The sequence below is a fragment of the Thalassotalea sp. Sam97 genome (genome assembly GCF_041379765.1).
GTDB lineage: Bacteria > Pseudomonadota > Gammaproteobacteria > Enterobacterales > Alteromonadaceae > Thalassotalea_A > Thalassotalea_A maritima.
This window is the reverse complement of record NZ_CP166919.1, coordinates 1349616-1371859: the sequence shown is the minus strand read 5'-3', so window position 1 is coordinate 1371859 and position 22244 is coordinate 1349616. Positions and strand designations below refer to the sequence as shown.

Annotated in this window: 13 protein-coding genes; 3 read left to right on the top strand and 10 right to left on the bottom strand. The window is 43.1% G+C overall.

From position 1 onward, the window contains the following. Nucleotides 1-36 precede the first annotated feature (36 nt). From pta to ACAX20_RS06020, 3 genes are all read right to left on the bottom strand, one after another. Nucleotides 37-2148 (bottom strand): phosphate acetyltransferase, encoded by a 2112-nt coding sequence (pta, locus tag ACAX20_RS06030; protein ID WP_371189253.1) that lies wholly within the window; start codon nt 2146-2148, stop codon nt 37-39. Nucleotides 2149-2157: 9 nt separating this feature from the next. Next, nucleotides 2158-3357 (bottom strand): acetate kinase, encoded by a 1200-nt coding sequence (locus ACAX20_RS06025; RefSeq protein ID WP_371189252.1) that lies wholly within the window; start codon nt 3355-3357, stop codon nt 2158-2160. 159 nt (nt 3358-3516) lie between these two features. Continuing rightward, on the bottom strand, nt 3517-4035 hold the full coding sequence (locus tag ACAX20_RS06020; protein WP_371189251.1) for a DUF6942 family protein: 519 nt from the start codon (nt 4033-4035) through the stop codon (nt 3517-3519). Nucleotides 4036-4219: 184 nt separating this feature from the next. Here ACAX20_RS06020 and ACAX20_RS06015 point away from each other — a divergent pair, with 184 nt between their 5' ends. Further along, the gene (locus ACAX20_RS06015) at nt 4220-5959 is read left to right on the top strand and encodes a thiamine pyrophosphate-binding protein (protein ID WP_371189250.1); all 1740 of its coding nucleotides are present in this window, start codon (nt 4220-4222) and stop codon (nt 5957-5959) included. 185 nt (nt 5960-6144) lie between these two features. On the opposite strand, the gene ihfA is transcribed toward ACAX20_RS06015, so the two are convergent. From ihfA to ACAX20_RS05990, 5 genes are all read right to left on the bottom strand, one after another. After that, complete coding sequence (ihfA, locus tag ACAX20_RS06010; protein ID WP_371189249.1) at nt 6145-6438, bottom strand: integration host factor subunit alpha; 294 nt, start codon at nt 6436-6438, stop codon at nt 6145-6147. A 4-nt stretch (nt 6439-6442) separates the two neighbouring features. Next, the gene (gene pheT, locus ACAX20_RS06005; RefSeq protein WP_371189248.1) at nt 6443-8827 is read right to left on the bottom strand and encodes a phenylalanine--tRNA ligase subunit beta; all 2385 of its coding nucleotides are present in this window, start codon (nt 8825-8827) and stop codon (nt 6443-6445) included. Between the two features lie 12 nt (nt 8828-8839). After that, the gene (gene pheS / locus ACAX20_RS06000; RefSeq protein ID WP_371189247.1) at nt 8840-9820 is read right to left on the bottom strand and encodes a phenylalanine--tRNA ligase subunit alpha; all 981 of its coding nucleotides are present in this window, start codon (nt 9818-9820) and stop codon (nt 8840-8842) included. A gap of 293 nt (nt 9821-10113) precedes the next feature. Next, nucleotides 10114-11316: an ABC transporter permease gene (locus tag ACAX20_RS05995; protein ID WP_371189246.1), complete on the bottom strand. Its 1203-nt coding sequence runs from the start codon at nt 11314-11316 to the stop codon at nt 10114-10116. A 2-nt stretch (nt 11317-11318) separates the two neighbouring features. Continuing rightward, complete coding sequence (locus tag ACAX20_RS05990) at nt 11319-12116, bottom strand: ABC transporter ATP-binding protein (RefSeq protein WP_371189245.1); 798 nt, start codon at nt 12114-12116, stop codon at nt 11319-11321. A 208-nt stretch (nt 12117-12324) separates the two neighbouring features. Here ACAX20_RS05990 and ACAX20_RS05985 point away from each other — a divergent pair, with 208 nt between their 5' ends. Together ACAX20_RS05985 and asnB are read left to right on the top strand one after the other, a co-directional pair. After that, nucleotides 12325-13968 carry a M28 family metallopeptidase gene (locus ACAX20_RS05985; RefSeq protein WP_371189244.1) on the top strand — a complete coding sequence of 548 codons (1644 nt, stop codon included), beginning with the start codon at nt 12325-12327 and terminating at the stop codon, nt 13966-13968. A gap of 235 nt (nt 13969-14203) precedes the next feature. Continuing rightward, a complete protein-coding gene (gene asnB, locus ACAX20_RS05980) occupies nt 14204-15868 on the top strand; it encodes an asparagine synthase B (RefSeq protein WP_371189243.1) in 1665 nt (554 codons plus the stop codon). Between the two features lie 105 nt (nt 15869-15973). Here the strand turns inward: asnB and pyrD are convergent, their stop codons facing one another. Continuing rightward, nucleotides 15974-16984, bottom strand: a complete 1011-nt coding sequence (gene pyrD, locus ACAX20_RS05975; protein ID WP_371189242.1) for a quinone-dependent dihydroorotate dehydrogenase — start codon at nt 16982-16984, stop codon at nt 15974-15976. 242 nt (nt 16985-17226) lie between these two features. Next, the gene (locus tag ACAX20_RS05970) at nt 17227-22065 is read right to left on the bottom strand and encodes an NAD-glutamate dehydrogenase (RefSeq protein ID WP_371189241.1); all 4839 of its coding nucleotides are present in this window, start codon (nt 22063-22065) and stop codon (nt 17227-17229) included. Between the last annotated feature and the right edge of the window lie 179 nt (nt 22066-22244).

Sequence of the window (22244 nt, the reverse complement as noted above, 5' to 3'; positions counted from 1 at the left end):
CGAGTGCATCGCTTTTTAATAACTCTCAATCGTTGATTAATGATCAGCCTGAATCGCCGTTAATGCAATGGTATAAACGATATCTTCAACCAACGCACCACGAGATAGGTCGTTTACAGGCTTATTTAGGCCTTGTAACATCGGGCCAATACTGATCAAGTCAGCGCTACGTTGCACAGCCTTGTAGGTTGTATTGCCCGTGTTCAAGTCAGGAAAGACAAACACTGTCGCTTTACCAGCAACTTTTGAGTTCGGCGCTTTCTTTTTGGCTACATTTTCCATCACCGCAGCATCATACTGTAGCGGACCATCAATCAATAAGTCTGGACGTTTTTGTTGAGCTAGTTTGGTCGCTTGTGCCACTTTCTCAACATCGACACCGCTACCAGAGCTACCCGTTGAATAACTGATCATTGCAACTCGCGGCTCAATTCCAAATTGAATCGCTGATTCAGCCGATTGAATGGCGATATCGGCGAGTTGTTCAGCATTAGGATCAGGGTTTATGGCACAATCACCATAGACAAACACTTGATCAGGAAGCAGCATAAAGAACACCGATGACACTAAAGAGTTACCTGGAGCGGTTTTAATCAGTTGCAACGCTGGACGTATGGTATTTGCCGTGGTGTTGACTGCACCAGAAACCAAGCCATCAACTTGACCAAGTTGCAGCATCATGGTCGCCAGCACAACGGTGTCTTTGAGCTCTTCACGAGCAACTATCTCTGTCATGCCCTTGTGCTTACGTAGCGCTAATAATGGTTCAACGTAATGTTCAACAACACTTTTTGGCTCGGTAATGATAACACCTGGTGGTAAAGTGATACCTTGTTGCTCGGCTATTAAGAGGATTTCATCTTTTTGTCCCAGTAACTGACAACGAGCAATACCGCGTTCAGCACAAATAGCCGCCGCTTTAATAGTGCGTATATCATTACCTTCAGGCAAAACTATAAGCTTATTGGCGGCCTTCGCTTGAGACGTCAACTTATGCCTAAACGCCGGTGGCGATAATAATTTACCGGTCACTTTGGTACCGATGTAATTTTCAAGCCACTTACCGTTTAAGCGTTCAGCGACGAAATTACGGATATGCTCTTGACGCTGCAAATCTTCTTCTGGTAGTTCAGGATTGTAACTAAGTAAATGACGTGATGTTTCCCAAGTGTCCCATTCTACCGACAGCATAGGCAAGCCGGCTTTAAAAGCCTGCTGACATAACGCCATAACTTGTTCATTAGGGGTATAACCACTGGTTAATAGTAAAGCCCCCACTTTGGTACCATTAAGTGCTGATAAGCACGTGGCAATAATAATATCGGTACGGTCGCCTGGGGTAACAATTAAACGACCAGGCTCCAAATGGCCCATCAAATTAGCGACACTACGAGCACAAAAGCTAATGCTCTGGATCCGTCGGTGCTCCATATCACCAGCGTGCAAAACTTTTGCATTAAGGTAATTTTTGATATCAACAACGCGAGGAGCAACCAAGTCAATTTCCCACGGCAACGAACCGATCAGCTCAAATTTTCCAGGTTTAAATATCGACAGATTTTGCCAATCACTGATATCGGTTTTCGCTTCATATTCCGACTCTCGTGGTAACAAGCCATAAACGTCTTTATCGGGGGCATTAATTTTATTAATAATGCAGCCCTTAACCCGATGGTTATTCAAACCACCAAATGTTTTCGAGCTGAGCTCTAATCGGTCTTCAAATTGCTCTGGCGTGTCATTATCTGGTGTTGCGACAAAGATGATATCGGCGGATAATGCTTGCGCAACCTCTGCATTAACTTTTGATGCATAAGCGTGACGAGTGGTTGGGATCATCGCCTCAATAATGATGATTTCTTTATCGATACTTTCACAGTGACCGACAATCTCTTCCAATACAACATCTAATTTGCCGTCACCAACCTTGTCTTCAACAATGCTGATAGGAATAGAGCTGACAATATCATCATGAACTTCGGGGGCACCATAAGTATTACTTTGTAGCTTATTGCGAGTCGGCTGACTTATCGGTTTATAATAACCAACATCAACGCCCATTTGCTGGAGCTTGTGATAAACACCCAACGCCGTACTGGTTAAACCAACGCCAAAGCCTAATGGCGCTATCATAATTCGTCTTGGCATAAACTCCCCCTAACCCTGGCCAACGATGGCTGCAGTTTGAGTCGCTATCACTAACTCTTCATTGGTCGGGATCACCAGACACGGGACACTGCTTGAGGCAGAGATAGTACCTTGTTTACCAAAGCGAATCGCTGTATTTTGGGCTTCATCCAACTCTAGATTTAGGAGTTTCAATGAACGCACGACGCGCGAGCGCACCAAGTCTGAGTTTTCACCAATACCGCCGGTAAATACCAACGCATCGAAATGGCTAAGCGAGGCCATGTACGAGGCTATGGATTTGGCAATACGGTAACAGTATATATCCATGGTTAGGTTAGCTTGCGCGTCATTTTCATCAATCACCGCATCTTCAATTGTGCGACAATCGTTCGACATCTGCGAAATACCGAGCAAACCACTTTCTTTATTCAGCAAGTTATTCACTTGCTCTGGGCTGTAATGTAACTGTTCAATCAAATGAAATACGATACCTGGGTCGATATCACCACTGCGAGTACCCATAATCACCCCTTCGAGTGGGGTTAATCCCATCGAGGTATCAACGGCTTTGCCATTCTCGATAGCACAAACACTGCAGCCATTGCCTAAGTGAGCGGTGATAACGCTGGTTTCTTCAATAGGCTTTTCCAACATCTCTGCGGCTTGTTTTGACACAAAATAGTGACTGGTACCATGGAAACCATAACGGCGAATACCATGTTGCTTATACAAATGAAATGGTAGGCCATAGATAAACGCCTTCGGCGGCATGGTTTGATGAAACGCGGTGTCAAATACGGCCACTTGCGGCAACTTAGCAAATGCCTGCTCTGCTGCTTCAACACCAATTAAATTGACAGGGTTATGTAACGGTGCCAGCTTACCAAGTTCAGCGATGCTGTTTTTAACCTCACCTGTGATAATGGTCGGTTCCGAATAGGCCTCACCACCGTGCACAACTCGGTGACCAACAGCTGTCACTTTATCGGCTAACTGTTGCTCAGTGAGAAAATCAACTATGAAGTTAACCGCTATTTGATGATCAAATGGCGACGATAATGCGGTTTGTTTTTTTTCACCTTGATAAGCGATTTTGATAAATGCTTGTTCCGATAACAAACGTTCGGCTACACCAGAAACAAAAACTTCACCATCGCTGGGGTTTATAACGGAGAATTTTAAGCTCGAGCTGCCACAATTAATGACGAGTACGGCATTATCAGACATAATAACCCTTAGTATTTGTTAGATAATTTACTGATTAAGTATAGATAAAAATCCATTTATTAATGGTGATTTACATCAAATTTATTTGTTTTAACTATCAATAACTTAAAAACAAAATAGACTATAGCTAATGGTTTTTGATAAGCCCCATCTATGTTATTAACGCACTAAACCTTGAACTAAGCGCGCAATTACGTCAATTTTCGCGTTGTTCAGTTGTCGATAGTCAAAATACGGGCTAATGATGATGTTGTCTTGACGATTAATTGCGATGTCACTCTCTATCCACACGTACTGATTCAATTGTTGTTCCGTTAAGAGATCTAAAGCAAACGTTTTACCCATTAAAATGTGAACACCAGCCGGCTCCGTGGCAAAGTCGCAGTGATGGCTATCAAGAAAATGTAAAGCTTGACCACTACTTGCCTGTAATAATATCTCATCACGCAATTGCTGCCAACTGGTATAACCAGTTTTATCTATAGAAAACAGTAGCTTTGCATAAACATTAAACACTTTGCGCCAATGGTTAGATGTATTATCGGCTATCTGTTTCACCTCACCTTGTCGAAGTGGTTGCAAGCTTGTTAATTGTTCATATACCACCAGTGGCGGACGGTGGCGTGTATACACAGTAAAACATGCGTTTGTATCACCAAGTCCAGGGGTTTTATTCATATACGTGCAATGTCCTATTCAAGATTTAGCTGTCGCTAACAGATAACTCAGTCTGATTGTGTCATTAATCCGCCACAAAGCAGATTATCTGGTATTGTACCTCACAAACACGTTAAAGTAGCAATTACAGTAACTTAATAAATGCGTTACCTAGGTGAACGCTCGTTATCGAAAAAATAAGAATATGAAGAAAACAGCAGCGTGGTTAGTTCGTTACGCACTTGAACAAATTGGCGTCACACATACCTTTGGTATTCCGGGAGTGCACAATACCGAAATTTACGATGAATTGAATAATTCACAGACCATCACCCCAACCTTAGTGATGCACGAAGCCCATGCGGGATTTATGGCTGATGCAATAAGTCGAACAACAAACACCATAGGTACCATGGTCATTGTACCTGCCGCTGGCGTTACTCATGCTGCTAGTGGGATTGCTGAAGCATACCTAGATGGTATTCCTATGTTGGTCATTAGTGGCGGTATTCGTAGTGACTCTAAGTTTGAATATCAACTACATCAACTGGATCAACAAAAGCTTGTTCAAGGATTTACTAAAGCTGTCTTTAAAGTCGAGTCACACCAAGAGGTTGTCGAGACTATTTATAAAGCTTATAACATTGCAAAAAGTGGCGAACCTGGTCCGGTATTTGTTGAAATACCGGTTAATTTACAACTCGATAAAGGCACTATTAGTAGCCTACCTCATTATCAAGCACCAATATCGCCAGCGCTTGGTAAACGTACATTGCAAAAGCTTGAGCAAGCGGCTCAAATGCTTATGGAAGCCGATAATCCAGCCATTTTTGCGGGATGGGGTGCCGTGCATACACACAAGCAATTACAATACGTTGCAGAAAAACTAACAGCCCCCGTTACCACCACCCTGCAGGGGATCAGTGCATTCAGTGCCGCACACCCACTGCATGCCGGCTTTTGCTTTGGCCCCGCAGCTGCCCCTGCAGCAAAATACGTATTTGATCACGCCGACTGTGTACTCGCCATTGGTACCCGCTTTGCAGAAATCGCTACCGGAAGTTTTGGTGGTAAGTTACCGGAAAAGCTCATTCATATTGATATAAACCCAGAAGTATTTAATCGTAATTTCGTTGCCGAACTGACTATTGAAGGCGATAGCAAACAAGTACTGGAAGCTTTATTAATCGCGTTACAGTCTTATACAGAGCGTAACGACGCAAGCAATATCCATCATACATTAGCAACGCTCAAGCAGCAGTATCGTGATTGTTGGTATCAACACGACAGTCACAATAGAGTTAACCCAATCTTATATTTTGATGAATTGCGTAAACAATTAAATGACGATGCGCACATTGTTGTTGATGATGGTAACCATACCTTTTTGACTGCGGAACTCATGTCAATTCATCAGCCGTACGGTTTTATTTCTCCAACTGATTTCAATTGTATGGGATATGCAACACCTGCGGCGATTGCGACCAAGATGGCCTACCCTAGCAGGGAAGTCGTCGCGATTGTCGGTGACGGCGCTTTTATGATGACAGCAATGGAGTTGGCTATGGCCAGTCAAAACCATGTCGGTTGTATTATTTGTGTCTTTAACGATGGTGAGTTATCGCAGATATCGCAAGCACAGCAAATACCTTACAATCGAAAAACCTGCACGACATTACCACCGACTAAATTGCAGGGCTTAGCCATCGCCACAGGTGCAGAATATGTGCGCATAGAAACTAATAACGATATTGGCAAAGGTATTTATCAAGCACGAGAACTCGCCGCCGAAAACAAACCCGTCATTGTTGATATTAATATCGACTACTCTAAGGCCACGGCATTTACCCAAGGCATTGTTAAAACCAATTTAAAGCGGATGCCACTTCCGACCAAAGCGCGCATGATCGGTCGAGCACTTTATCGTAAAGTGAAAGATGGTTAACGACACATTACATTTTGACTGTGGCCATCACGCCAATTAACAGACAGTATCCTCAAGGCGTGACTCTCCGTTAAAAGCGTAGCAGCAAGTCATGGCACCAATCACAATGGCTAAAAACAAAAAACCAGTCCTACGGACTGGTTTTTCATTAATGATGACTATGCTGTTATACTGCTGTGATGCAGTTAATCTTGATTGGCAAGTTCAACGCGTGTTTTCAGCTTTTGCCCCGGTCGAAACGTCACGACTTTTCGGGCAGAAATTGGAATGTCTTCGCCTGTTTTCGGATTGCGACCCGGGCGCTCATTCTTAGTGCGCAAATCAAAATTACCAAAACCTGATAACTTAACTTGCTCACCACCTTCCAGACAGCTACGGATTTCTTCGAAAAAATCTTCAACCAACTGTTTCGCATCTCGCTTACTCAGACCGATTTCTTCGTAAAGATGCTCTGCAACTTCTGCTTTCGTTAGCGCCATATCGTTAGTCTCTCAATGTTGCGTTAAATTCGCTCTTAAGGGCTTCGACTACCCCGCTTACCACGTCTTGAATGTCTTTATCTTCAAGAGTACGCTCGCTATCTTGCAACGTTAACGCAATCGCTAAACTCTTGAAACCAGGCTCAATGCCCTTGCCTTGGTACACATCAAATAATTCTAGGTCAACTAGGTGATTTGTGCCAACCTTTTCAATAAGTTGTAATACATCTTCGGCATTAACTTCATTTTTAACGATAACAGCGATGTCACGGCGGTTTGCAGGGAACTTAGAAATACTGCTAGCCGTTGAAATTTTCTGCATCAAAATCTCTGATTGCAGCAATTCAAACACCAACGTGCGACCATTAAGGCCAAGCTTACGCTCCAGCTCTGGATGCACCGCACCAACGTAACCAACTAAGTTATCGTTGCGATAAATCGCTGCTGTTTGGCCTGGATGTAATGCAGGAATATCGGCTGGTTTAAATACATATTCTTTGCCAAAACCAGTTAACGCTAATAACGCCTCAACATCACCTTTGGAATCAAAGAAGTCAACGTTTGCCTTGTCTAAATTCCAGTGCTCACCAAACTTAAGGCCACTGATCACACCACCTAACATGGCTTCTTGACGAACACCATTTTCGGCCGCCGCGTCAGGTACAAATCGTAAACCTGCCTCAAATAAACGCACGCGAGACTGTTGGCGGTTTTGGTTGTAAACCACCGACTGTAATAAGCCAGTGAACAAGCTTAAACGCATTACCGACATCTCTGATGATATAGGGTGTGGTAAGGTCATCACTTCTTCACCTGGGTGCAATAGCTCTTGCACTTTCGGGTCTACAAATGAGTAGGTGATCGCTTCTTGGTAACCACGGTTAATTAATGCATTGCGAAATGTAGCAATCGTTAGGTCCGCTTCTTTGTGATCGCGCATTTTTAACGATGCCGTTGGCGATACATTTGGAATGTTATCGTAGCCAAATACACGAGCCACTTCTTCGGTTAAGTCTTCTTCAATTGAAATATCAAAACGGTACGCTGGTACTTCAGTGTTCCAAACACCATCGCTGTAGCTCACAGACAAACCTAAACGGGTCAAAATCTCTGTAACAACGTCAGTTTCGATATGTATACCAATACGTGAATCTAACTTATCACGACGTAAACTAACTTTACGGGCTGCTGGAATGTGCGCTTCACTTACCGCTTCAACGATCGGGCCTGCCTGACCGCCAACAATATCAAGTAACAAGCTGGTTGCACGTTCCATAGCATGGCGTTGCAATTGTGGATCAACACCACGCTCGTAACGATGTGATGCATCGGTGTGTAAGCCATACTGACGCGCTTTGCCTAAAATAGCTAACGGTGCAAAGAAGGCACTTTCCAATAAAATGTCTTGGCTTTGTGCCGTAACGCCCGACTTCTCGCCGCCAAAGATGCCCGCCATCGCTAGTGCTTTTTGCTGATCGGCAATAACCAATGTTTCGCTGTTTAATGTCGCTTCATTACCGTCTAACAAGGTAAGCTTTTCACCTTGCTCTGCGTAGCGCACCTTAATACCACCGTCAATGCTCGTCAAATCAAAGGCATGCATTGGATGACCAAGCTCAAGCAATACGTAGTTGGTGACATCAACTACCGCATCAATTGAACGGATACCACAACGGCGCAGCTTTTCAACCATCCATAGTGGGGTTGCTGCTGACAAATCGATACCTTTAATAACACGCGCTAAATAACGAGGGCATGCTTCACCAGCGACGATGTCGACAGTAACCGTATCATCGATAGTTACCGGACTTTCAGCAATATCAACTTCTGTCACTGCCAATGAGTTTAATACACCCACTTCGCGTGCTAAACCTTTAATACCTAGACAATCACCACGGTTGGCTGTTAAGTCAACATCAATGGTGACATCATCTAAATCTAGGTACTCACGAATACAGGTACCTACTGGTGCGTCTTGTGGTAATTCAATGATACCGTCTGCACTTTCAGCTAAACCTAACTCTGACTCACTACACAACATACCGTGCGATGGTACGCCACGCAGTTTTGCTTTTTTTATCTTGAAGTTACCCGGAAGTACCGCACCCACTTTAGCAACCGCGACCTTTAAACCTAAACGACAATTTTTGGCACCACAGACAATGTCAACAATCTCATCACCGACATTCACTTTGGTTACTTGCAGTTTGTCTGCATCAGGGTGTTGTTCACACTCTACAACTTCACCAACAACAACGTTGCTAAACTCGCCTGCGACAGGGTCAACGGAGTCTACTTCAAGACCCGCCATGGTGATTTGATGTGCTAATTCTTCAGAAGAAATCGCAGGATTAACCCACTCTCTTAACCAAGATTCACTAAATTTCATGCTGCGAAAATCCTACTTGAATTGTTTTAAGAAACGAAGATCGTTTTCAAAGAATGAACGTAAGTCGGTTACGCCGTAACGCAACATGCTTAATCGCTCAACACCCATACCAAAGGCAAAGCCAGTGTACTCTTCAGGATCAATACCAACACTGCGCAACACGTTCGGGTGTACCATACCGCAACCCAGTACTTCTAACCATTTACCGTTTTTACCTTTCACATCAACTTCCGCTGATGGTTCAGTGAATGGGAAGTACGATGGACGGAAGCGAATTTCCAAATCTTCTTCAAAAAAGTTATGCAAGAAGTCGTGCAAAATACCTTTTAGATGAGTAAAGCTAACGTTTTTATCAACCATAAGCCCTTCCACTTGATGGAACATTGGCGTATGGGTTTGATCGTAATCATTGCGGTATACACGACCAGGCGAAATAATACGCAATGGTGGCTTCTCAGTTTCCATAGTACGGATCTGTACCCCTGAAGTTTGGGTACGCAATACTAACTTCGGATTAAAGTAGAAGGTATCATGATCCGCTCGCGCAGGATGGTGCGCTGGAATGTTTAACGCATCAAAATTATGAAAGTCATCTTCAATTTCAGGACCGTTAGCAACACTAAAACCTAGCTCACCAAAAAAAGTTTCGATACGTTCGATGGTTTTAGTTACTGGGTGCAAGCCTCCCACGTCCATGGTATTACCTGGTAAAGTGACATCAATCGCTTCACTCGATAACTTGGCTTTAATTTGCTCTTCACGCAGCAGTTCACCACGTGTAAAAATCATTTTTTGAACTTGTTGCTTGGCTACGTTGATCGCCTGGCCTGCTTTTGGTCTTTCTTCAGCGCTCAGTTTACCTAAACCTTTTAGCTGCTCAGTAAGTAAGCCCTTTTTACCTAAAAATTCAACCCTAACCTGATCTAGGGCGGCAGGATCGTTAGCAGCGGCAACCGCTTGCTCAGCCTGCAAGATAATGTCGTCTAAATTCATATTCTCCTCGGGCGATACACATCGCGAGTAACAAGCCAGCCGTTGCATTAAAACCACTGGCGAAAAGACATAAATAGAAAAGCGATAATTTTACACAAAAATTATCGCTTATATAGGGGCAGAGTGCTTTTTTTCTGACTTTTTTTTGATTTGTTATGGTTTTAGCAAAGATATTGTCTTAATCAAGGGTTAAAAGGCAATATTTTGCGGGTCTCGTTAGCAGGGATAATAGAACTCATCATCTTACCGTGATACTCATCGCTGAGTTAACACCGGCAATACCCTGCCTCTTTTTAACGAAACAAAACGCTTTCTCGGTTAAACCAATGCACACAAAATACGATAGAAATCAGCGCAATAATACCGGTTGAAGCAAATATTGGAAATAAATACGCCATATCCAAAGTGCCTTTAAATAATTCTTTTATCGCCAGTGCAACATTCGAGATAGGTACCAACGCCCACGTAGCATCAAGCTTCATGCCGGGCATCATGCCAACAATTACTGGTAAAATACCGATAATCGTGAGGGGTCCCATGTAGTTTTGTGCTTCTTTATAACTGCTCGCATAAATCGATATTGCCAATAATAGCGCGGAGAATATTGCACAAACTGGGAGTAACAGTAGCACCACCATTAAATACTCAAACGCCCCCACCGATCCTAACACCTGCGATATTTGTTCAACCGACAGTATTTGTCCAAATAAAAAAGTCCACAACACCATAGAGAGCATGGTGATCATCGCCGTCATTATTGCCGTCGTGAGAATACATAAGAACTTACCAAGTACTAGATGATATCGCGACACGGGGGTCAACAGCAGTGTTTCAATGGTACCGCGCTCTTTTTCACCAGCACCGACATCAATTGCCGGATACATTGCGCCGGTAAGACACAATGGGATCAACAAATATGGAATTAAACCGCCGAGTTTCTCACCGACACTTTCACGTTGTTCCGCTGTATCGATTTCTTGTAAAACTATCGGCTTTTTAAACGCCAAGAACTGTGCGTCTGTTTGTCCTAGCTCCTCAAACTGGGTTCGCTGCAATGAGTCAACATATTCAGCTAAAACCTCTTCAAGCTTGCCACGCGCACCTCCAATGACTTTTGAGCCATTAAGGTATATCTGCCAAGTGGACTGTTTACCTGACGCTATGTTTTTAGCAAACTCATCATTAAAAACAATAACCAAGTCTAATTGATCATTCTTGATGGCATCTTTGTAATCTTGTTCATTGGTTAGACTTGCTTCGACCTCTTTAAAATCGCTGTGATAAAACAACGATTCTGCGAAGTCATTGACCGCATGTTTATTGACAATCACATAACGGACCACCTTTTCATGTTCACTTATCGCTACTTTTGCGCTTAGAAAGCCCATTAATGCGAAGATCACCGGAAAGATGAACAGGGGTAAGGCAATGATAAAAAACAACGTTTTTTTGTCTCGCAGTAACTCAACGAGCTCTTTGATAAATACTTGCCACATGATTATTGCACTCCCTGTAAAACGTTCATAAACGCACTGCGTAAGTCATGATGAGATGGTGATGCATGAGCGCGAAATTCATCAACGCTGCCGTCAAAACAGGTCTTGCCTTGAGCAATAACCGAGACTCGATCAGCTAATAACTCGACTTCATCTAAGTGATGTGTTGAGAATATCACAGCGGTGCCTTGGCTACGCATAAATTGGACAAATTCAATGATGGTTTCAGTCGCCATAATATCTAGCCCTGTGGTCGGCTCATCTAACACCAATACCTCGGGTTGGTGGATGACAGCTCTTGCAATCGATACTTTTTGTTGCATCCCGGTAGATAATTGCTCGACGCGCCGATCTAGATACGCAGTGATACCCAGCGTTTCATATATCGCTTCCGCATCTTGGGCGAGAAACTGCTTAGAAACGCCGTGTAAACGAGCAAAAAATTCAATATTCTCTCTACCGGTTAAGCGACCATACAAGCCCGTTTTACCCGTTAAAAAGCCTATCTTTTGCTTAGCTATCATAGGCTTTTTTAACACATCGATACCATTAACCACTACCTGGCCTGAGTCTGGTTTTAGTGCCGTTGATAAAATTCGTAAGGTGGTCGTTTTACCCGCCCCATTGGGACCCAACAAACCAAGTACCTGGCCTTTTTCACAATGAAAGCTGACATCGTCAAGTGCTTTAAAAACCTTGCCTTGTTCACGGGGATCACGAACCTCATCCCGCTTGTGGTTATTTTTTTTATCCGTTTTTTTACTATCAAAGCGTTTGCTAAGATGTTCAACTGAAATCATCTAAAATCCTGCTTTTTATTATATTAATCTCGGGTAACTGTCTCATAGGTCAATAAAAACCCACATTCAGTTATGTTAAATCCATGTAAGTCTATTCAAGCAAACTACCATAAAGGTGCTCACAAGCACATTAATTTATACCCTAGACTTTATTTGTTGTTCAACAACAGGTAAATTGAGCCCACGTTTTACAATAATAATGGATATTATGAAGTTAACTTATAAAACCATTGGCGTCTTAAGCGCTGCGATTGCTTTGTCATCATTGGCACAAGCAAAAACCTTCGACCAAGCCTATCAAGATATTTCAGACAAAGCGTTGCACCAGCATGTTAAAACCATTGCTTCTGACGAATTTGAAGGCCGTTTACCAACCTCAAACGGTGAAAAGAAAATCCTTGCGTATTTAACTAACGCATTCCAAGATGCCGGTTGGCAACCAGGTAATGGTGACAGCTTCTTACAGCCTGTAAAGCTATCTGAAATTACTGCTTCAGCAGATATGAGCTTAAAAATTAGCGGTAATGGTAGCGACAGCGTCCTTGCTTACGAAACGGATATGGTATTGGGCACATCGCGTGTCAGTACTTTAGAAGAAATCAAAGAGTCAGAAATCGTCTTTGTTGGTTACGGTATTAACGCTCCAGAATATAACTGGAACGATTACGCGGGTATCGATGTAAAAGGTAAAACCGTGGTCATGCTAGTCAATGATCCAGGTTATGCATCACAAATTCCGAGTCTATTTACCGGCAGTGCTATGACCTATTACGGTCGTTGGACATACAAATACGAAGAAGCAAGTCGTCAAGGTGCCGCAGCAGCGATTATTGTCCATGAGACAGCACCGGCATCTTACCCATGGTCAGTTGTGACTAATGGCTGGACAGGCCCGCAATATGCCTTATTTAAAGAAGATGGCAATAAAGATCGTGTGCAAATTGAGGGTTGGTTAACCTTGGACGCGACCAAAGCGATGTTCAAACAAGCCGGTCTAAATTTTGATACCTACAAAAATAAAGCCATGCAAGGTCCAATTAACAAACCTCTTGGTTTAACCGCATCAGCGACAGTAAAAAGTAGCATCAAACACTCAGTATCGAATAACTTCGTTGCTACCTTACCTGGTAAAACAGCAAGTGATGAGCACGTATTGCTTACTGGCCACTGGGATCACATCGGTGTTGCCAAAGATGCGCAAAACGGTGACAAAATCTACAACGGTGCCCATGACAATGCAACGGGTATTGGTGGAATAATCGAAATCGCTAAAGCGTTTGGCTCACTATCAGAGCGACCAGACCGTTCAATTACCGTGGTTGCCACAACCGCTGAAGAGCAAGGTTTACTTGGCTCTAAATTTTATGCCGAGAATCCAATTTACGCATTGGATAACACCGTTGGCGTCGTTAACCTAGATAGCTTAAATATTTTAGGTCGAACCAAAGATCTGCAAGTACGCGGCATGGGTAAATCTGAGCTAGAAAACTACCTTGCTAAAGCTGCTAACAAGCAAAATCGTCAATTAGCGAAAGAAGTTAACCCAGCAGCGGGTAGCTACTACCGCTCTGATCACTTTAACTTTGCAAAAGTGGGTGTACCAGCATTGTACGCCGGTGGTGGCAGTGAGCCTGTTGATGCACAAACTGCTGAATACCGTAAATCAGTATTACCAAAAATGCGTCGTTGTTATCACCAAGTATGTGACGAATACGATGCTAATTGGGACTTTTCTGGCGCCATTGAAGATGTTCAAGTGACCTTTGATGTGATCCATCAATTAGCCACAGGTAACGATTGGCCGAAATGGTCAGCGACCAGTGAATTCCAACGCCCAACAAAGGCTGACTAATTCATCATTAATAATGTGTCGATAACACCGGCGATGCTAAAATTTGAATAAATAGTCTAATTTATCGTAAAAGGCTATTGATTTTTAAACGCAAATAGCACACTTTAAAAGCGCAATGGTTGCAATTTAACCATTGCGTTTTTTTTGTTTTTCGCTTCTATCAAGCATGTTGTGTGCGTTGTTTCATATCAGGTTTGTGCAACGCATTAATTTTTTATTACAAGGAAGCATTGCTATGTGTTCAATATTTTGTATTTTAGATATCCAGTCGGATGCTAGCCAATTACGAGGCCAAGCGATTGAGCTATCTCGCTTGTTACGCCACCGAGGTCCTGATTGGTCGGGCGTATTTGCTAATAACAATGCCATTTTAGTGCATGAACGGTTAGCCATCGTCGATACAGAAAATGGTGCACAGCCTTTATATAGCAATGATAATGCCCATATTCTCGCCGTTAATGGTGAAATTTACAATCACAAAACACTAGAAAAAAATCTTGTTAATGATTACCAATTTGCGACTAAATCTGACTGCGAAGTGATTTTGCCACTTTATGCCGAGCACGGCGCTGATTTTATCGACCAGCTTGAAGGCATGTTCGCATTTTGTTTATACAACCAAGACGACAACAGTTACTTAATTGCCCGTGATCATATCGGCATTATCCCCTTGTATACCGGCTATGATGAACACGGTAATTTTTATGTCGCCTCCGAAATGAAAGCGTTAACCCCTGTTTGTAAAACAGTGAGCGAGTTTCCACCGGGTCACTACCTTTGCTCCAAACAAGGCAAAATTGCGCCTTACTATCAACGTGATTGGCATGATTATGACAACGTCGCCAACAACCAAACAGACAGTGATGCACTAAAGCAGGCGTTGGAAAGCGCGGTAAAAAGTCATTTAATGACCGATGTACCATACGGTGTGCTGCTCTCTGGTGGTCTAGATTCCTCTTTGGTATCCGCGATTACGCAAAAGTTTGCGGCACGGCGTATCGAAGAAGATGATTTAAGTGATGCTTGGTGGCCGAAACTGCACTCCTTTGCCTGTGGTCTGGAAGGCTCTCCTGATTTAGCAGCTGCGAAAAAGGTGGCTGACGCGATTGGTACAGTCCATCACAGTATAACCTTTACCGTGCAAGATGGTTTAGACGCCATTAAAGAAGTGATCTACCACCTTGAAACGTACGATGTGACCACAGTTCGGGCATCAACACCAATGTACTTAATGGCTCGTAAAATCAAAGCCATGGGTATAAAAATGGTGTTATCAGGGGAAGGCGCAGATGAAATTTTTGGTGGTTACTTGTATTTTCACAAAGCGCCAAATGCCAAAGAATTCCACGAAGAGTTGGTGCGTAAATTAAGTAAATTACACATGTTTGACTGCCTACGTGCCAATAAGTCGATGTCGGCTTGGGGTATTGAAGCCCGGGTACCATTTTTGGACAAAACCTTCTTAGACACCGCGATGCGGATTAATCCAGAAGATAAAATGTGTCGCGATGGCAAAATCGAAAAGCATGTCTTGCGTGATGCATTTCAAGGCTATTTGCCCGAAGAAATCCTGTGGCGACAAAAAGAGCAATTTTCTGACGGCGTTGGCTACAACTGGATTGACAGCTTAAAAGCGCTAGTCGAGGACGAGGTGAGCGACCAAATGTTGGCAAATGCCGCATTTAAGTTCCCTCATAATACCCCGGATAGCAAAGAAGCCTATTACTATCGCAGTATTTTTGAACAGCACTTCCCACTTGCGAGTGCTGCTGAGTGTGTACCTGGTGGTAAGTCGGTCGCTTGCTCAACCGAGGCGGCGCTTGCTTGGGATAAAGCGTTTAGTGAAATGGCCGATCCATCAGGACGAGCAGTGCGCTCTGTGCATAATGATGGCTATTAATATCAGCAATTATTAACAGTTTTCACCTTTGAAGAAGCCCGGCTCATAGAGCCGGGCTTCTTAATCTAGAGTTTAGTTAACCTAAACTCTCGAAACGTTGTTTACTTACAAAGCATCAACGATGTCTTTGATAAGCTTAGGACCTTCGTAAATAAAGCCAGTATACACCTGTACTAAGCTAGCACCAGCCTCAAGCTTTTCTTTGGCCGCTTGAGCACTGTTGATACCGCCAACACCGATAATTGGCATTTTATCGCCAAGCGCTGCGTGTAACATGCGGATCACCTCTGTACTCTTTTTCTGCACGGGCAAACCACTTAAACCACCCATTTCATCACCATGCTCTAACCCTTCGACACCTTCACGGCTTAACGTGGTATTGGTGGCAATCACGGCATCAATATCATTGGCCAGTAGACACTCAGCAATACCGTTGATTTCTTCTTCGGTCGAATCTGGGGCAATTTTCACCGCAACCGGTACATATTTACCGTATTGCTCTGCTAGTGTTTTTTGCTCAACTTTTAACGCCGCAAGCAATGTATTAAGTGCATCACCATATTGTAAGTCTCGAAGACCTGGTGTGTTTGGCGATGAGATGTTGACGGTAATGTACGTCGCGTATGGGTATACTTTGCGCATACAATGAATGTAATCGTCTTTCGCATTTTCTTCTGGTGTATCTTTGTTTTTACCAATATTAATGCCTAACACGCCTTTAAAGTTGGCACGTTTAACCTGCTCAACTAAATAATCAACACCATGGTTATTAAAGCCCATACGGTTAATAACCGCATCGGCTTCAGGTAATCTGAAGATACGTGGTTTAGGGTTGCCCGGTTGCGGTCGTGGCGTTACCGTGCCGACTTCGACAAAACCAAAACCTAGAGCAGAAAAACCGTTAATACACTCGCCATTTTTATCTAAACCCGCTGCCAAGCCTACCGGATTCGGAAACTCGATGCCCATCACGGTCACCGGCTTTTGTTTTACTTTGGCGCCATATAGACCTTTCATCGCAAATGCTGCCGGCTTTTTCATCATATTAATAGTGAAGTCGTGCGCTTGCTCAGGAGTCATTTTAAATAAGATATTACGGGCGAGGGAATATAGCATGGTGTTATTTACTTCTCATTAGTTACGGGTTCAATGATCGGGAAGATTATATGGAAGTAACGGGCCGCAAGGTTGAAAGCGAATTGAGACTAGCCATGAAAAGCTATTAAGGACTCAATACATTACTAATAGTTACCGTTTGTAGGCTGGCACAGATTGGCTTAATAGCCCACAAAAAATAAACTCCCCTTGGGACGGGGAGTTTAACATTAATTAGCTAGCTAACACACTAACTTTTTGAGCTATTGTAAATTATGATGTGACAGCATCATCAATTCACGCAAGGCAACCGAGAACTTTGCAAACTCATGAGTTTTGCTGGTTCTAAAGTCCGCTAATACGTGGTACCAGCGCTCAAGTGGTTGTTCTGCACTTTCAACCCAGCCGTCGATCATCGCTTCGATATCTGAACTGTCTGGGTACATGCTTAAAACAGCGGCCGTTAGTGCACGTTGTTGCCAATCTAGCTCTTCACGGAATGACGCACGTGCCAATGCCTGCCAGTGGTTATCAACCGGCTGTTTAGTGATTTGATCAAGGAACCAGTGCAACTCTAAGCGAACACCAATGGTGAAGTAGAGTTTCGCAACTAACTCAATGTCACGTCCTTCAAGACATGCCACTTGGGCGATATCCATGGTTGAGAACAAGGTCGATAGTTGCGATACGCGCTCGGCAATTGTCGCTGGTACTTTTTGCTCTTTTAGCTTGTCTTTGATGTCATTTAGGCCTTTGGCTTCTTTGGCATCTTGTAACTTGTCTAATTTGCTCGCTAGTACTTTAAACGTTGGCGCAAAAAACTTAATTGATTGCTCAATAGATAACGCTTTATTGCGATGACGCAATAACCAACGCGTAGCACGGCGCACATTACGACGGATTTGATACAACATTTCCGTTTGTACTGCAGCATCAATCTTGTTATCTAAGCCTTCAATCTTGGCCCACACACTTTGCAGCTCAAAAATGGCGCTGGCAATGGTGAAACATTTCGCAACTTCCGCCACATCAGCACCGGTTTCTTCTTGCATACGAACCACAAAGTTTGAACCCATGTAGTTACATAAATCATTGGCTAAGCTCGTCGCGATGATCTCTGCGCGTAGTGGGTGCGCTTGCATTTCAGCCTTATATGACTCTTGCAATGTTTTTGGAAATGCATCAATCAACAACTGGCCTAAGTAAGGATCATTGGTGATCTCGTCAACCAATAACTCTTCTTTAAGTACCATTTTACCGTAAGCCACTAATACCGATAGCTCAGGACGTGTTAAGCCTTTATTGACCGCCATACGTTCAACGATTTCTTCGTCATTTGGAATGAACTCGAGCGCGCGATCCAACTTGCCGTCTTTTTCTAAGCGTTGGATAAAACGTTGTTGCTCTTTAAGCTTAGCCGCGCCGCGCGATTCTGAAATAGTAATCGACTGGGTTTGACGGTAACAATCTTGCAATACAATCTCTTCGACATCTTGAGTCATATCGTAAAGCAGTTTGTTACGTTGCTTAATCGTTAGGTCGCCATTAGCAACCAAGGTATTTAGTAAGATTTTGATGTTGACTTCATTATCTGAACAGTCAACACCACCAACGTTATCAACGAAGTCAGTGTTCATACGGCCACCATTAGCCGTGTATTCAATACGACCTAACTGAGTACAACCTAAGTTACCACCCTCGCCAATAATTTTCGCTTGAATTTCGTTACCATTAACACGTAATACATCGTTGGCACGATCCCCAACTTCAACATGAGTTTCTTTGGAGCCTTTAATGTAGGTACCGATACCACCGTTCCAAATTAAATCAACCTTCATTTTTAAGGCCATTTGAATTAATTCGTTTGGTGCCACTGATGCTTTTTTAGTACCAAGCATTTGTTTCATTTGCGGTGATAATTTGATCGACTTCTCTGCACGAGAGAAGATACCGCCACCTTCAGAGATAAACTCGCGATTGTAATCATCCCAGCTTGAACCTGGTAGATTAAACAAACGCTCACGCTCTACCCAACTCGCGGCTGAATTAGGCGTTGGATCGATAAAGATATGCATGTGGTTAAAAGCGACCTGTAAACAGATATGTTTCGATAACAACATACCGTTACCAAATACGTCACCGCCCATATCGCCAACAGCAAGTACAGTAAAGTCGGTTGTCTGACAGTTAATACCGATCTCTCTAAAGTGGCGTTTTACCGACTCCCAACCACCTTTGGCCGTGATACCCATTTTCTTGTGGTCGTAACCAACAGAGCCACCTGATGCAAACGCATCACCTAACCAGAAACCGTATTCTTCGGCAATGGCATTGGCGGTATCAGAGAAGGTTGCAGTACCTTTGTCAGCGGCAACAACTAAGTAGGTATCGTCTTCATCTAGACGTACTACTGACTCAGGGTGTACCACTTCACCAGCAACAATATTGTCGGTAATGTCTAATAAAGCGCGGATAAAGGTTTTATAACACTCGCGACCAGCTTCAAAAATGTCTTGACGAGAACCGCCAACTGGAAGCTGCTTACAGTAGAAACCACCTTTAGCACCAACCGGTACGATAACCGTGTTTTTCACTTGTTGTGCTTTTACCAAGCCTAATACTTCGGTACGGAAGTCTTCACGGCGATCTGACCAACGAAGGCCACCACGGGCAACTTTACCACCACGTAAGTGCACACCTTCTACCTGTGGTGAGTATACGAATATCTCAAATTTTGGCAGTGGCTTTGGCATCTCTGGAATAAGCTCTGGCATCAACTTAAATGATACGTATGACTTATCATTACCCTGCTCATCTTTTTGGAAGTAGTTAGTACGCATCGTTGCGTTGATGATTTCGACATAACGACGAATAATACGATCATCATCCAAACTTGCTACCGCATCCAATGATTGCTCAATGGTATCAATAACTTTGTTAATTGCCTTCTCACCACGTTTTTCTTGCGGGTCGAACTTTAATTCAAATAAGCTTACCAATAACTTAGCGAAATTAGGGTAACGAGTGAATGTTGACTCGATGTAACTTTGTGAGAACGTACTACCAATTTGCTGTTGGTATTTAGCATAGGCACGTAAAATAGATACTTCACGACCACCAAGACCTGCACCTAAAATAAGCTTGTTAAAGCCATCATCTTCTAAATCGCCATGCCAAACTTTAGCAAAGGCATCTTGGAATAAGTTTTGTACTTGTTCAAGGTTAAACGACTTATTGCCGGTTAATAACATTGAAAAGTCTAAAATCCAGCACATTTCACCATCACTGGTGCGTACCATGTACGGGCTTTCGCCAATAATACGCAAACCAAAGTTTTCTAAAATCGGTAAAACGTCAGAAAGGTGCAGTGGCTCGCCTTTGTGGAACAGCTTCAGCTTAACAAAGCGGCTGTCGGCTTTTTCTTCTAGCGGCTGATAGAACAACATTTCTAGAGGGTTTGCATCGCTAACCGCTTCTAATTTATCAATATCAACGATCGCGGTACCTGGTAGTACTTCATCTTTGTATGATTGAGGGAACGAGCAATATTTACGAGATAATGCTTTGCCCTGAACTTCGCCTTTATTCGAATTTAATGCGGCGGCGAATTTATCGTCCCAACTGCGGGCGGCTTCGTTTAAGTTTCGTTCGATTTCTTTCACGTTAATGTCTGCTTTGGTGGAATCTACTCTAACAATGTAATGGGTTCGTGCTTGCACCGACTCGGAGAAAAATGTGTTAAATTCAACTTCTTGTTCGCTGCCAAAGGCTTGTTGTAAAATCTTTTGCGTTTCGATACGCAACTGGGTGTTGTAACGTTCACGAGGCACGTAAACCATACAAGAATAAAAACGGTCAAACGCATCGCGACGTACGAATAAGCCGGTTACATCGCGTTCTTGCATTTGCAGTACGCCTTTCACCGTGCTCACCAACTCTTCTTCCGTTGATTGCAATATTTCATCGCGAGGGAACGTTTCTAAAATATTAATCAAGGTTTTAAACGCATGAGAGCCTGGGGCAAAGCCCGATGCATCACAGACGCGCTGTACCTTGTTACGGATGATAGGCAGGTTTAGTGCGCTACTATTGTAAAAAGCGCTACCAAAAAGGCCGATAAAGCGATCTTCAGCAATTAAATTGCCTTTGTCATCGAAACGCTTAACGCCAATATAATCCATGTTCGCCGGGCGATGGACACGTGATTTAGTATTGGTCTTGGTTAAAATTAAGGCGTTTTTACCTAATGCTAACTCACGACCTTTTTTGTTTAAGCTATTAACCAAGCGTACAGGGGATTCTTTTTTGGTATTTTTCATCATCCCTAAGCTGGTGTCGTAATCCGCAACGAGCTCAACATCGCCTTTTACTTGGTTGACTTGGTAATAGCGATAGCCCATAAAGGTAAAGTTATTGTCTAACAACCACTCTAAAAACTCTTTGCTTTCATTGTATTCAATGTCATCAATGAACGGCTTAGCTTGGGTTAAATGGCTAATCGCTTCTTTGAACTTATCTGTCAGTGGTTGCCAATCATCGACCGTTAAACGAACGTCTTGATAAACAGAGGTCAACTCTGCGGTTAACTCATCAATTTGCTTTTGCGATGATAAACGATCAATTTCAACAAAGAAGACGGTTTCGGTGGTGCTATCGGCTAATGATTGAGATGAATCAGCAATAGCGGACACCTGACCGTTATAATCACGGACAATGTTAAGCGGGCAATTAACAATCAAATGCGGCGATAGGCCTAAGCGATTTAGCGCGATACGCGTTGAGTCCACCAAAAACGGCGAGTCTTTTAAAATGATCTCGATAACGGTGTGGCTTGATTTCCAACCATGCTTAGATACTTCAGGGTTTAATACACGGATAAACGCTTGGTCATCTTGACGGGTGTTTAACGCTTTCCATAAGCTTAGCGTGGCACCGTACACGTCACTGTCGTTACGACCGGCAAGATCGTCAGTCGACAAGTTTTTGTAAAATAAGGTGGTGAACTGCTCTAGCAAACCAGCTGTAGCAGCAGGTACTTTTTCGCGAATAAGTTTATTCACGTTAGTAAACAGTACCGAAGAGTGATTGTCTAACGACGCCATTAACATTACCCTCTTTTTGGCGAAACGATTTTATGCAACTTAGCCAATTAATCGCGAGCATATGTTACGACTAAGTTAACATCGAATGTAATTCTTGTTCTAAACTTTCATCATAAAGTACCAACTAGCCTGTAAGTACTTATGTAGCTAACTATTTGAATAGTTATTAGGATAGACTA